This is a genomic window from Streptomyces sp. NH27 (assembly GCF_056859195.1).
Window position 1 is genome coordinate 1 of the sequence record NZ_JACEGK010000014.1, and the last position, 13,671, is coordinate 13,671.

The window sequence follows — 13,671 nt, forward strand, 5'->3', positions numbered from 1 at the left end:
CGCGGACGGTCTGCGCGCGGACCCGGAAGGTCCAGGTGTCCACCTCGGCGGCGAGATGGGTGATCCGGCGGTGACCGAGGCCGACCAGGTGCCGTACGACCTGGCGGATGCCGTCCGCGACGGCGAGATCCACGGTCGGCGGGCCGCCCGCCGCGCCGGGCCCGCTGTCCAGCATCACCAGGGGCAGCCCGCCGTCGGCGATCCCGGCGAGCGCGTCCGCGGCCATGGACGAGGCGATCACCCCGTCGATCGCGGCCCGCGCGGAGCCGAACGGGTCGCGGGCCGGGCCGACCCCCTCGGGTGACGGGTAGAGCACCACCCCGAAGCCGTGCTCGTCGGCCACCCGGGCCGCGCCGGCGTAGACCCGGGCGAAGTACTCGTGGGTGAGGGCGGGCACCACCAGCAGCGCGGTCCTGGTCCGGCCGAGCCGCAGGCTGCGCGCGGCCAGGTTGGGCCGGTAGCCCAGTTCGCCGGCCGCCGCGCGGACCTTCAGCGCGGTGCGCTCCGAGACCCGCCCGCGCCACTTCCCGCCGAGCACCAGTGACACCGTCGCCTGCGACACGCCGGCCACCCGCGCCACGTCCCGTGATGTGGGTCGATCGCTCCCGGCCACGCCGCCCGCCGCCTTCCGAAACCGGTCCCACGGCCTGGACCCGTGAGCTGCCGTCATGGTACGTATGACGCCGGAAGTTATACGTAACACTTGAGTGGGGGAGAGACAATGGCGAGCGGCTACGCCGACCTGCTGCGGACCCGGCACGCCGCACGGCTGCTCGGCGGGACCCTGCTGGGGCGGCTGCCCAACGCGATGGCCGGGCTGGCGATCGTGCTGTTCCTGCGCGCGCACGGCGCGGGATACGGCCTGGCCGGCACCCTGTCCGCGCTCTACGGGCTCGCGGTCGCCGTCGGACAGCCGCTGCTCGGACGGGCGGTGGACCGCAGGGGGCAACCGCGGGTGATGGCGTCGGCGGCACTCCTGGCCGCGGTCGGCTTCGGGCTGCTGGCCGTCAACGGCCTGCGCCCGCTGCCCGTGGCGATCGCCGCGGTGCTGCTCGCCGGGGTCGCCACGCCGCCGCTGGAGGGCGGTCTGCGGGCGCTGTGGACGCTGGTGCTGGACCGCGAGGAGCAGGTTCAGAAGGCGTACGCGCTCGACGCGGCGGCCCAGGAGGTGCTGTTCACGCTCGGCCCGCTGCTGGTCACCGCAGCGGTCGCGGTCGCCTCGCAGGCCGCCGCGGTGGTGCTCACCGGGCTGCTCGGCGTGGCGGGCACCCTGATCGTCGTCACCTCCGGGCCGTCCCGGCAGTGGCGCGCCCAGGTCCGCGAGCTGCACTGGCTGGGCGCGTTGCGCTCGCCCGGCCTACTGGCGCTGCTGGGCTCCTGCTTCTTCATCGGCATCGCGTTGGGCGCCTTCTCGTTGGCCTCGGTCGCCTATGGGGACGCGCACGGCGGCGGGGCCGCCGCGGCCTATCTGCTGGCTGCCAACGGGGCCGGCGCGCTGGTCGGCGGGCTCGTCTACGGCGGCCGCACGTTCGCCGGCGCCCCCGAGCGGCGGCTGCGGCTGCTCGCGGTGGGCCTGGCGGCCTGCTACCCGCCGCTGCTGCTCGTCCCCGCGCTGGGCTGGATGCTGCCGCTCGCCGCACTGGCCGGGCTCTTCCTGGCGCCCACCCTCGCGTGCGGCTTCCTGGTGGTCGACCGACATGCCCCGCCGGGCACCGTGACGGAGGCGTTCTCCTGGGTGGTGACCGCGATGGGGGTCGGCGCGGCGCTCGGTACGGCGGTCGCCGGGGTGGCCGCGCAACACGTCGGAACTTCCGCGGGATTCGGGGTTTGCGCGGCGTGCGGTGCCGTGGCGCTGGGCGTACTGCTGTCGACCGGGCGAATCCTGACGGTGCGGGAGGTCGAAACCGATCGGGGGGTTGCGGAAAAAGATCCAAACCGTGGCCCCGATCCCCGTTTCAGCACGTCGGATCAGGCGTAATGTTCAGACATGGACCGCCGCATTTTCGGGCTGGAGAACGAGTACGGCGTCACATGCACGTTCAGGGGACAGCGGCGTCTGTCCCCTGACGAGGTGGCGCGGTACCTCTTCCGCCGTGTCGTGTCATGGGGCCGCAGCAGCAATGTTTTCCTCCGCAATGGGGCCCGCCTCTATCTCGACGTCGGCTCGCACCCGGAGTACGCCACTCCCGAGTGTGACAACGTCACCGAACTCGTCACGCACGACAAAGCCGGTGAACGCATCCTCGAGGGCCTTCTGGTGGACGCCGAGCGGCGCCTGCACGAGGAGGGCATCGCGGGTGATGTCTACCTGTTCAAGAACAACACCGACTCGGCCGGCAACTCCTACGGCTGCCACGAGAATTACCTGGTCGCCCGGCACGGCGAATTCTCCCGGCTGGCAGACATCCTCATTCCGTTCCTCGTCACCCGACAACTGCTGTGCGGCGCGGGCAAGGTGCTGCAGACCCCGCGCGGTGCGGTCTTCTGCGTGAGCCAGCGCGCCGAGCACATCTGGGAGGGCGTCAGCTCGGCGACCACCCGGTCCCGTCCGATCATCAACACCCGCGACGAGCCGCACGCCGACGCCGAGCGGTATCGCAGGCTGCACGTCATCGTCGGCGACTCCAACATGTCGGAGACCACGATGCTGCTCAAGGTCGGTGCCACCGACCTGGTGCTGCGGATGATCGAGGCCGGCACCGTGATGCGCGATCTGACGCTGGAGAACCCGATCCGGGCCATCCGCGAGGTCAGTCACGACATCACCGGCCGCCGCAAGGTCCGGCTCGCGTCCGGCCGCGAGGCGTCCGCACTCGACATCCAGGAGGAGTACTACTCCAAGGCCGTCGAGTTCTGCGAGCGCCGCGGCATCCGCAGCGGCGTCATCGACCAGGTCCTGGAGCTGTGGGGCCGCGCCCTTGAGTCGATCGGCAGTGGCGACCTGTCGAAGATCGGCACCGAGATCGACTGGGTGATGAAGTATCAGCTCATCGAGCGGTACCGGAACCGCGACAACCTCACCATGTCCCACCCGCGGGTCGCGCAGATAGACCTCGCGTACCACGACATCCACCGCCGCCGCGGGTTGTACTACCTGCTGGAGCGGAAGGGCCAGGCCAAACGGATCTGCAGCGACCTGAAGATCTTCGAGGCCAAGTCGGTGCCGCCACAGACCACCCGGGCCCGGCTGCGTGGCGACTTCATCCGCCGCGCCCAGGAACAGCGGCGCGACTTCACCGTCGACTGGGTGCACCTGAAGTTGAACGACCAGGCGCAGCGCACCGTGCTGTGCAAGGACCCGTTCCGGTCGGTGGACGACCGGGTGGAGAAGCTGATCGCCGGGATGTGACCCGGCGTGAGGTGACTCGGTGTGAGTGACCGGGTGTACCCACCACAGCATCCACACAGGCCCCGTGCGAATCTCGTACGGGGCCTGTCGCACGCCGTAGGGTGTGGGGCTGTACTCGTGTTTCCCCCACGAACCGCAGCACGCCCCCACCCCGACGACAGTAACGAGGAACTCCGTGCGCCGACGCTCAGTACTGCTTGCCGTCCCCGCGCTCATGCTCACCGCCGCCGGCTGCGGCGAGGAGAGCAAGAGCGGGTCGGCGAAGCCCAGTTCGACGCCTCCCTCGACGACACCGCCGGCGTCGCCGACCGCCTCGGCGACCCCGAAGGCGAAGATCGTGTCCGGCCCGGTGCCGACGATCACCGCGGGCACCGGTTTCAACCAGAAGCCGACCGTCGCCAAGGGCACCGGCACCCCCTCCACCGAGCTCGCCGTCAAGACGGTGATCAAGGGCGACGGGCCGAAGATCGTCAGCGGCGACTACGTCCAGGTCAACTACCTGGGCCAGATCTGGAGCACCGCGAAGGTCTTCGACACCTCCTTCGGCAAGAGCCCGTACACGAACGTGATCGGCCAGGGCAAGCTCATCCCCGGCTGGGACCAGGGCCTGGTCGGCCAGCAGGTGAAGAGCCGGGTGGAGATGGCGATCCCGCCGTCGCTGGGCTACGGCAGCAGCGGCAACTCGCAGGCCGGCATCAAGGGCACCGACACGCTGGTGTTCGTCATCGACGTGCTCAACCGTTTCAACGGGAAGAGCTCGTCGACCGGGAAGGTGGTGCCGCAGACCAACCCGGACCTGCCGAAGTCCGGCACCAACACCGACGGCAAGATGCCGTCGCTGACCATCCCGAAGGGCGCCAAGGCTCCCACCAAGCTCGTCTCCGAGTACATCCTCGAAGGCGACGGCCCGGTGATCAAGTCCACCGACTCGGTGCTGGCGCAGTACCAGGGCAAGGTGTGGAGCACCGGCAAGGAGTTCGATTCCAGCTACAGCCGCGGCGAGCTGGCGGCGTTCGAGCTCAGCCAGCTCATCCAGGGCTGGCAGCAGGGCCTGGTCGGCAAGAAGGCCGGCAGCCGGGTGCTGCTGGTGACGCCGGGGCCGCTGGGCTACGGTGCCAACCCGCCGTCGGGCAGCGGCATTCCGAAGAACGCGACGCTGGTGTTCACGCTCGACGTGCTGGCGATCCTGTAGGTCTGCAAGACTGTCCAGGTTGCCCGCAACAGCACAAGGAGCATCGCAGTGAGCATCGAGAAGCCCGAGATCGACTTCCCGGGCGGCGAGCCGCCGGCCAACCTGGACGTCAAGGACATCTGGGAGGGCGACGGCCCGGTCGCGAAGGCCGGCGACACCGTCTCCGTCCACTACGTCGGCGTGGCGTTCTCCACCGGCGAGGAGTTCGACGCCAGCTGGAACCGCGGTACGCCGCTTCAGTTCCAGCTCGGTGTCGGCCAGGTCATCGCCGGCTGGGACCAGGGCGTGCAGGGCATGAAGGTCGGCGGCCGCCGCCAGCTGACCATCCCCGCGCACCTCGCCTACGGCGACCGCGGCGCCGGCGCCTCGATCCGCCCGGGCGAGACCCTGATCTTCGTCTGCGACCTGGTCGCGGTCTGATGGTGTTCGCTCGCCTCCGGGCGAGCCCGCTCACCGGGGTGCCCCGGGTTCGTTGACGTGCGAATCCGGGCGCTGCCAGTGGACCCGGCCCCCGCCCACACGGCGGGGGCCGCGGTTTTGGGTCGAGGCCCGGGAGCGGTACGGTCAGCGGGCGAGGGCGCAAACGGAGGACTTACGGATGGCGATTGCCAAGGCTGAGCGGTTGATGAACCTTGCGCTGTGCCTGATGAACACCCGGCGCCCGGTCAGCAAGCGGGAGCTGCGCGCGTCGATCGAGGCGTATCACGAGGTCACCTCGGACGAGTCGTTCAACCGGATGTTCGAGCGCGACAAGGACGACCTGCGGGAACTCGGCCTGGTCATCGACACCGTGGAGAGCATCGACGGGGACTTCGGGTATCTCGCCCGCAGCGACCGCAACCGGCTGCCGGACATTGCCCTGGACCCCGAGGAGGCCGCCGCGCTGGCGCTGGCCGCGAAGGTCTGGCAGCAGGCGCGGCTCGCCGAGGCCGCCAGCGGGGCGTTGCAGAAGCTGCGCGCGGCCGGTGTGCCGTACGAGGACGCCACCAGCGCGCTGGAGCCGCGGATTCCGGCCCCTGAGCCGGCCTTCGAGGCGCTGATGGTCGCCACCCGCGAACGTAAGGCGGTCGCCTTCGACTACCGCAAGGCGAACGCGGTGCGGCCCGAGCCGCGGCTGGTCGAGCCGTGGGCGCTGGAATGCTGGCGCGGCCACTGGTACCTGGCCGGCCACGACCGCGATCGCGGCGACGTCCGGGTCTTCCGGCTGTCGCGGATCTCCGGCCGGGTCAAGGCGCGCGGGGCGTTCACCGCCGAGGTGCCCGACCACATCGACGTCCGTGAGACCGTGGCCCGTTGGGCCGGCGAGGGCGCCACCGCCGCCACCGCGCGGATCAGGCTGCGCCGCGACAGCGGCTACCCGCTGCGCGCCCGCGCGGTCGCCACCACCCCGGTCGACGCGGACTGGGACGAGCTGGAAGTCCCGTACGGGCACGGCCTGGACGCCTGGCTCGCCGAGTTCGGCCCGGACATGGTCGTGGTGGCCCCCGACGAGCTGCGCGCGGACCTGGTGGACCGGCTGCGCGCGGTGGCGAAGGGCTAGTGCCGTGTTCGTCGACAACTCCTTCCCGCACGCCGAAGGCAGTCGGGGAGTACCGGACACCGCAGGGCCCCGCGCTCCGGGCGGGACAGCGCTATTTGTCAGACACGGCCTGAGCGACCTGTGAGCCAGTGGGGGAGCGACCGATGAGCAACGCGATTGACCAGACCCGCAGGATGCTGTCCCTGGTGACGTATCTGCGCGAGCGGCCCGGGGCGCGGGTGAGCGAGGTGGCGCGGGCCTTCGGGGTGAGCGAGGCCGAGCTGATCGGCGACCTGAACGTGCTGCCGCTGTGCGGCACCAGCTTCAGGGGCGGCGACCTGCTGGACATCGACACCGACGGCGAGCGGATCTGGTGGCACAACCCCGGCACCGCGGACGACGTGGCGCAGCCGCTGCGGCTGGCCGCCGACGAGGCGACCGCGCTGCTGGTGGCCGCCCGGGCGGTGGCGAACCTGCCGGGGCTGCGCGAGGGCGACCGGCAGGCGCTTCAACGGGCCGCCGCGAAGCTGGAGACGGCGGCCGGTGAGGCTGCCGGGGCGAGCGGGCGGCTGTCCGTGACGTTCGAGTCGGAGGGCAGCGTCTTCGCCACCGTGGACCGCGCGCTGACCGAGCGCCGCCGGCTGTGGATGCGCTACTACTCGCCGGCCCGTGACACCCTCACCGACCGCGAGGTGGACCCGATCCGGCTGTTCGCGGTCGGCCACACGTATGTGGAGGGGTGGTGCCGGCTGTCGGAGGACCGCCGCACCTTCCGGCTGGACCGGGTCGCCGAGATCCGGCTGCTCGACGAGCCGTCGGACCCGCCGCGGATGGAGCCGCGCGACCTGTCGCAGGGGCTGGTGCAGCCGGCCGGCGACGATCCCGAGGTGGTGGTCGAGGTGGGGCCCGGCGGCCGCTGGGTCGCCGAGTACTACCCGCACGACAGCGCCGAGGAACTGCCCGACGGCGGTCTGCGGATCACCCTGCGCACGCCCGACCCCGGTTCGCTGCGGCGGCTGGCGCTGCGGCTGGGCCGGGACGGCCGGATCGTCTCCCCGTCCGACCTCGCCGACGGCGCCCGCGACGCGGCGGTGCGGGCCCTGGCCGCCTACGGTGAGTGAGGGATCGAGCGGCGGTACGGCCCCGGCGGTCTACTCGCCGGTCTGCCCGCCGGGAAGCGGCCCGCAGTCGCCGTCCGGGCCGGTGCTGCCCGCGGTGCTGTTCCGGGCGAACTGCACGCACTGCCGCAGCAGCTTCGAACTGGACGCCGCGGAAATACGGTTGGCCATCGGCGCCTCGTCCCGCACCACCTTCTACTCCTTCACCTGCCCCGAGTGCGGCGAGGCGGTCCGTAAGACCGCGGGGGAGCGGATCATCGAGCTGCTCACCGGCGGCGGGGTCCCCACGATGCGGCTGACCGGCCGCTGAGGCCCCGCCCGGGGCGGTCGCGGCACCGGCCGGGCGGATCCACCGATAGGCTCGCGGCCCATGTGGTGGCTCTTTCTCTACGTCGGCCTGTCGACCGCGGGACTCCTGGTGCTGGGGGTGCTGGCGGTGCGCGTCTTCACGGCCGTACAGGCGCTCGCCCATCAGGTCGCCGCCAGCACCGAGGCGCTGACCGCGGCGAGCGAGCGGCTGCGGCGGGCCGCCAGGCCGTTGGCCGAACGGACCGGGGAGATCTCGCGGCCCTGAGCCCTGCCACGATTCCGGCAGGTGAGGGTACTCTGACCCGGGCGGCCCGCGAACGACGCGCGGCTCGGGCCGCAGCCGGATGGACGACGGTGCTCTCTCCGCTGTTCACCGCCGCGCGCTACGATCACTGCGCGGTACGGCTTCGGGCACCCGCCCGGCTCCGCACCGCGGACGCACGGACCACGCCGTCAAGGTGAGAAGGTAGACCTTTTATGCTCGGCAACCTCAAGCCCCTGGAAATCCTCCTCATCGTCGCCGTCATCGTCGTCCTGTTCGGTGCGAAGAAGCTTCCGGACCTGGCGCGTTCGGTCGGCAAGTCCGCCCGCATCCTCAAGAGCGAGGCCAAGGCGATGAAGAACGACCACGCGTCGTCCTCGGCCGAGGAGCCCGCCAAGCCGCAGACCGCCACCCGTACCATCCAGTCCGCCCCGGGCGACACCGCCAGCGCGCGCCCGGTGAGCGAGCCGGAGCGCACCACCAGCCAGAGCTGATCCGAGACCGATTACCGCGCCCGGCCGTCCCCTGCGGCGGCCGGCGACAGGTGAAGGACCAAGCCGGGACCGGTCGCGCCGGTGACGGCTGCCGCACGAGACGAGGACGTGGGTGCTCAAGACTGCCCGCAAGGAGAGTAGTAAGGACCCCGAGGGCCGGATGCCTCTCGCGGACCATCTACGCGAGCTGCGCAACAGGCTGTTCAAGTCGGTGCTCGCCATTCTTGTCGTCACCATCGTGGCGGCGTTCTTCTACCGGCACATCGTCTCGTTGTTCGAGCACCCGATCCTGAAGACGGTGGGCTGCGCCCACGGCGAACTGGTACAGAAGAACGGCCAGCCCTGCGCGGTGATGACCGTCGACGGCCTGCTGGGCGGTTTCTCGATCGCGCTGAAGGTCTCGCTGATGGCGGGCGTGGTCGTCTCCTCACCGATCTGGCTCTACCAGTTGTGGGCGTTCCTCGCTCCCGGCCTGCACAAGAACGAGAAGCGCTACACCATCGGGTTCGTCGCCACAGGCGTCCCGCTCTTCCTCGCCGGCGCCGTACTGGCCTACGCGATCCTGCCGCAGACCGCCAAGATCATGATCGGCTTCGTGCCGAAGGACACGTCCAACCTGCTGAAGCTCGACGAGTTCATCGACCTCGTGGTCCGGCTGATCGTCGTCTTCGGCCTCGCCTTCGAGCTGCCGCTCGTGCTGGTGCTGCTGAACTTCACCGGCATCGTGACCGGGCGCCGGATGCTGGGGTGGTGGCGGGGCATGGTCATCGGCATCACCGTCTTCGCCGCGGTCGCCACGCCGACCGGTGACCCGTTGACCATGACGCTGCTGGCCGCGCCGATCGTCCTGCTGTACTTCCTCGCGATGGGTGTCTGCTTCTTCAACGACCGGCGCCGTGAGCGACGCCGCGCGGCCGACCCCGACTTCGGGCTCGACCCGGACGAGGCGTCCGGCCTCGATTACGTGCCCGAGCAGATCGACGCGCAGTCCTTCGACGCGGACGCCGAGCGCCGGGCCGCCGACGACGACTACGACGACGCGACCTGAGCGGAGCTTTTCCCGCAGGTACGGCTCCCCGCCGTGGCGGCGCCGGTCTGCTCCCGGGTGCCCCCGGTGGTGGGCCGGTCGCGCAGTTCCCCGCGCCCCTGCGTATGTGCGGCTGCTCCGCAGCGCACAGCCATGGGCCCGGGCAGAGGGAGCCTGCACTTGACAGCGGCGGGTAACCCGAACAGGGGCGCGGGGAACTGCGCGATCAGTCGCGGCATACTCGCGGACGGGCCGGCACCGTGAGGGGCACTGGGGAACCCCGGGCCGCAAGGGCACCCCACAGGCGCGGCGAAACCGCGGAGCGCTGGATCTTCCGTGGGGTGCCCGCACCCCGATATCGTCACGCCGGTGACCAGCGAGATCACCCTTTTCGTCAACCCGTCCGCCGGCCGCGGGCGGGGCGCCCGCGCGGCTGAGCCCGCGGCAGGCGCCCTGCGGGCGGCCGGCGTCGACGTCCGCACGGTCGTCGGCCCCGACGCGGACGACGCGCTCGCCCGGGCGCGGGCCGCGGTCGCCGGCGGCACCCGGGCGCTGGTGGCGGTCGGCGGCGACGGCCTGGTCTCGCTGGCGTTGCAGGCGGTGGCCGGCACCGGCACCCCGCTGGGCGTGGTGGCGGTCGGCACCGGCAACGACTTCGCGCGGGTCAACGGCCTGCCGATCCGCGACCCGGCCGCCGCGGGCACGGTCGCCGCCCGGGCGCTCACCGAGGGCCGTACCCGGTCGCTGGACCTCGGGCAGGTCGACGGCGGGCCGGGCGGGCACCGCTGGTTCGGCACGGTGCTCGCCTCCGGCTTCGACTCGCGGGTCAACGACCGCGGCAACCGGATGCGCTTCCCGGGCGGCCGTTTCCGGTACGACGTGGCGATGCTCGCCGAACTGGCCGCGTTGCGCCCGATCCGCTACACCGTGGCCTTCGACGACACCGACGAGCGGGAGCTGGAGGCGACCCTGATCGCGGTCGGCAACGGGTCCTCCTACGGCGGCGGCATGCGGATCTGCGCCGACGCGCAGATGGACGACGGGCTCTTCGACGTGTGCGTGGTCGGCCCGTGCAGCCGCACCACGCTGCTGCGGGTCTTCCCGCGGGTCTACCGCGGCACCCACCCCAGCCACCCGGTGGTCACGGTGCACCGTGCCGCGCGGGTCCGGCTGGCCGCGGTCGGCGTCACCGGATACGCCGACGGGGAGCCGATCGGGCCGCTCCCGCTGAGCGCGCGGACCGTGCCGGGCGCGCTGCACCTGCTGGTCTGAGCGGGGCGCCGGCCGGTCGAGGGCGGGCCGGAGCGTGCCAGGGACCGTACCTGGGTGGGTAGCCGGCGGTAACGACCTGGTGCTCGACAGGCGGTGAGCCTGCCGCCTATCGAGCACCAGGTCGTAAAGGTCAGGCACGGTGTCGGTGGCCCCGGGTAGGCTCGTGCGGGAGATGACCGAAGAGATGCCGCCAGCCGAGCGCTACGCCGCAAGCCGTCGCCGCGCCGAAGAGAACGCCACCGCGCTCGCGCAGTTCCGCGAGCTGTACGAGTTCGGGCTCGACCCGTTCCAGATAGACGCCTGCCAGGCCCTGGAGGGCGGCAGCGGCGTTCTGGTCGCCGCACCCACCGGCTCGGGAAAGACCATCGTCGGCGAGTTCGCCGTCCACCTGGCCCTGGCCGAGGGCCGCAAATGCTTCTACACCACGCCCATCAAGGCCCTGTCCAACCAGAAGTACAACGACCTGGCGAAACGCTACGGCGCCGAGAAGGTCGGCCTGCTCACCGGTGACAACAGCGTCAACGGCGACGCACCCGTGATCGTTATGACCACCGAAGTCCTGCGCAACATGCTCTACGCGGGCTCCGCCGCGCTCGACGGCCTCGGCTACGTGGTGATGGACGAGGTGCACTACCTCTCCGACCGCTTCCGCGGCGCCGTGTGGGAAGAGGTGATCATCCACCTGCCGCAGTCCGTGACGCTGGTGTCGCTGTCCGCGACCGTCTCCAACGCCGAGGAGTTCGGCGACTGGCTGGACACCGTGCGCGGCGACACCAAGGTGATCGTCTCCGAGCACCGGCCGGTGCCGCTGTGGCAGCACGTCCTGGCCGGGCGGCGGATGTACGACCTGTTCGAGGAGAAGTCCGGGCCCGCCGACCCCGCCGGGCGCCGCGAGGTCAACACCGACCTCGAACGCCTGGCCCGGATGGAGAACCAGCGCGGCTACCCGCGTGGCAAGCGGGGCCGGGAGGCCGACCGGGAGCGCGAGCGGCGCTCCCGCAGCCGGATCTGGACGCCCAGCCGCGCCGAGGTGATCGACCGGCTCGACAACGAGGGTTTGCTGCCCGCGATCACTTTCATCTTCAGCCGGGCCGGCTGCGAGGCCGCCGTCCAGCAGTGCCTGTACGCGGGCCTGCGGTTGAACAACGACGAGGGCAGGGCCCGGGTCCGGGCCATCGTCGAGGAGCGCACCCGCGCCATCCCCGACGAGGACCTGCACGTCCTGGGCTACTTCGAGTGGCTGGAGGGCCTGGAGCGCGGCATCGCCGCCCACCACGCCGGCATGCTGCCCACCTTCAAGGAGGTGGTCGAGGAGCTGTTCGTCAAGGGCCTGGTCAAGGCGGTGTTCGCCACCGAGACACTGGCGCTCGGCATCAACATGCCGGCCCGCTCGGTGGTGCTGGAGAAGCTGGTGAAGTGGAACGGCGAGACCCACGCCGACATCACCCCCGGCGAGTACACCCAGCTCACCGGCCGCGCCGGGCGGCGCGGCATCGATGTCGAGGGCCACGCGGTGGTGCTGTGGCAGCGTGGCTTCGACCCGACCGCCGTCGCCGGCCTGGCCGGCACCCGCACCTACCCGCTGCGCTCGTCCTTCAAGCCGTCGTACAACATGGCGGTCAACCTGGTCGGGCAGTTCGGGCGGCACCGCTCCCGGGAGCTGCTGGAGACGTCGTTCGCACAGTTCCAGGCGGACCGTTCGGTGGTCGGCATCTCCCGGCAGGTGCAGCGCAACGAGGAAGGACTCGACGGCTACCAGGAGTCGATGACCTGTCACCTCGGCGACTTCGACGCCTACATGCGGCTGCGTCGCGACCTGAAGGAGCGCGAGGCCGAACTGTCCCGGCATGGCGCCGCGCAGCGCCGGGCGGCCGCCTCGGACGCGCTGGAGAAGCTGAAGCCCGGCGACATCATCCATGTACCGGCCGGGAAGTACGCCGGCCTCGCGCTGGTGCTGGAGCCGGGGGTGCCCGCCGGGCGGGCCGCCGGCCCCCGGCGCGGCGAGGAGTACCACGACGGGCCGCGCCCGCTGGTGCTCACCGCCGAACGCCAGGTCAAACGGCTGGCGCAGATGGACTTCCCGGTGCCCGTCGAGGCACTGGACCGGATGCGCATCCCCAAGTCGTTCAACCCGCGCAGCCCGCAGTCCAGGCGCGACCTCGCCTCGGCGATGCGCACCAAGGCGGGCACCGCCGGCTGGGCCGCGCCCGCCCGGCACCGCAAGCAGCGCTCGGCGGCGGCCGATGACACCGAGATCGCCCGGCTGCGCACCGAGATCCGCGCGCACCCCTGTCACGGCTGCGCCGACCGCGAGGACCACGCCCGGTGGGCCGAGCGGTACCACCGGCTGCGCCGCGACACCCAGCAGTTGGAGCGGCGGATCGAGGGCCGCACCAACACCATCGCGCGCACCTTCGACCGGGTGTGCGCGGTACTCGACGAGTTGGACTACCTCGACGGCGACACCGTCACCCCCGAGGGGCGCCGGCTGGCCCGGCTCTACGGCGAACTCGACCTGCTGGCCAGCGAATGCCTGCGGGACGGCGTGTGGGACGGGCTCGGCCCGGCCGAACTCGCCGCGTGCGCCTCGGCGTTGGTCTACGAATCCCGGCAGCCCGACGACGCGGTGATGCCGAAGCTGCCGACCGGGAACGCGAAGGCGGCACTCGGCGAGATGGTGCGGATCTGGGGCCGGCTCGACGCGTTGGAGGAGGACCACCGGATCAACCAGACCGAGGGCGTCGGCCAGCGCGAGCCCGACCTCGGCTTCGCCTGGCCGGCCTACCGCTGGGCGTCCGGCCACGGCCTGGACACGGTGCTCTCCGACGCCGACATGCCCGCGGGGGACTTCGTGCGCTGGTGCAAGCAGCTCATCGACGTGCTCGGGCAGATCAGCAACGCGGCGCCCGAGGGCAGCCCGGTGCGGCGCAACGCGCACAAGGCGGTCGACGGGCTGCTGCGGGGCGTGGTGGCGTACTCCTCGGTCGGGTGAACTTCACCACGCCGCATTGACGGCCGCGGCGGGCCGCCCGATCCGGGCCGGTCCGCCGCGGCCGTCCGGCATCTCCCCGCCATCTCCCCGGCGGTCCGCCGCGACTTGGCCGTCCGGCGACTTTACGGCCCGGCGCC

Annotated in this window: 13 protein-coding genes; 12 read left to right on the forward strand and 1 reads right to left on the reverse strand. The window is 71.8% G+C overall.

The genetic code is table 11. The features are described 5' to 3' along the window. On the reverse strand, positions 1-670 hold a 670-nt coding region (locus tag AC13HU_RS02625; protein WP_483040061.1), incomplete at its 3' end, for a LacI family DNA-binding transcriptional regulator. Positions 671-721: 51 nt separating this feature from the next. On the opposite strand from AC13HU_RS02625, the gene AC13HU_RS02630 reads away from it, so the two are divergent. From AC13HU_RS02630 to AC13HU_RS02685, 12 genes are all read left to right on the forward strand, one after another. Beyond that, on the forward strand, positions 722-1,978 hold the full coding sequence (locus AC13HU_RS02630) for an MFS transporter (protein WP_483040062.1): 1,257 nt from the start codon (positions 722-724) through the stop codon (positions 1,976-1,978). Between the two features lie 9 nt (positions 1,979-1,987). Then, positions 1,988-3,349, forward strand: coding sequence for a Pup--protein ligase (pafA, locus tag AC13HU_RS02635; RefSeq protein WP_483040063.1), 1,362 nt, complete (start codon positions 1,988-1,990; stop codon positions 3,347-3,349). Positions 3,350-3,524: 175 nt separating this feature from the next. Continuing rightward, positions 3,525-4,541 carry an FKBP-type peptidyl-prolyl cis-trans isomerase gene (locus tag AC13HU_RS02640; RefSeq protein ID WP_483040064.1) on the forward strand — a complete coding sequence of 339 codons (1,017 nt, stop codon included), beginning with the start codon at positions 3,525-3,527 and terminating at the stop codon, positions 4,539-4,541. A 48-nt stretch (positions 4,542-4,589) separates the two neighbouring features. Beyond that, on the forward strand, positions 4,590-4,961 hold the full coding sequence (locus AC13HU_RS02645; protein WP_483040065.1) for an FKBP-type peptidyl-prolyl cis-trans isomerase: 372 nt from the start codon (positions 4,590-4,592) through the stop codon (positions 4,959-4,961). A 178-nt stretch (positions 4,962-5,139) separates the two neighbouring features. Then, complete coding sequence (locus tag AC13HU_RS02650) at positions 5,140-6,081, forward strand: helix-turn-helix transcriptional regulator (protein ID WP_483040066.1); 942 nt, start codon at positions 5,140-5,142, stop codon at positions 6,079-6,081. 143 nt (positions 6,082-6,224) lie between these two features. Next, on the forward strand, positions 6,225-7,181 hold the full coding sequence (locus AC13HU_RS02655) for a helix-turn-helix transcriptional regulator (RefSeq protein WP_483040067.1): 957 nt from the start codon (positions 6,225-6,227) through the stop codon (positions 7,179-7,181). Between the two features lie 82 nt (positions 7,182-7,263). Further along, complete coding sequence (locus AC13HU_RS02660) at positions 7,264-7,488, forward strand: hypothetical protein (protein ID WP_483040087.1); 225 nt, start codon at positions 7,264-7,266, stop codon at positions 7,486-7,488. A 60-nt stretch (positions 7,489-7,548) separates the two neighbouring features. Further along, on the forward strand, positions 7,549-7,752 hold the full coding sequence (locus AC13HU_RS02665) for a hypothetical protein (protein WP_483040068.1): 204 nt from the start codon (positions 7,549-7,551) through the stop codon (positions 7,750-7,752). Between the two features lie 212 nt (positions 7,753-7,964). Continuing rightward, positions 7,965-8,243 carry a Sec-independent protein translocase subunit TatA gene (tatA, locus tag AC13HU_RS02670; protein WP_483040069.1) on the forward strand — a complete coding sequence of 93 codons (279 nt, stop codon included), beginning with the start codon at positions 7,965-7,967 and terminating at the stop codon, positions 8,241-8,243. Positions 8,244-8,355: 112 nt separating this feature from the next. Next, positions 8,356-9,291, forward strand: coding sequence for a twin-arginine translocase subunit TatC (tatC, locus tag AC13HU_RS02675; protein ID WP_483040070.1), 936 nt, complete (start codon positions 8,356-8,358; stop codon positions 9,289-9,291). Positions 9,292-9,639: 348 nt separating this feature from the next. Beyond that, positions 9,640-10,542 carry a diacylglycerol kinase gene (locus AC13HU_RS02680; RefSeq protein WP_483040071.1) on the forward strand — a complete coding sequence of 301 codons (903 nt, stop codon included), beginning with the start codon at positions 9,640-9,642 and terminating at the stop codon, positions 10,540-10,542. 172 nt (positions 10,543-10,714) lie between these two features. Next, positions 10,715-13,534 (forward strand): DEAD/DEAH box helicase, encoded by a 2,820-nt coding sequence (locus AC13HU_RS02685; protein ID WP_483040072.1) that lies wholly within the window; start codon positions 10,715-10,717, stop codon positions 13,532-13,534. Positions 13,535-13,671 lie beyond the last annotated feature (137 nt).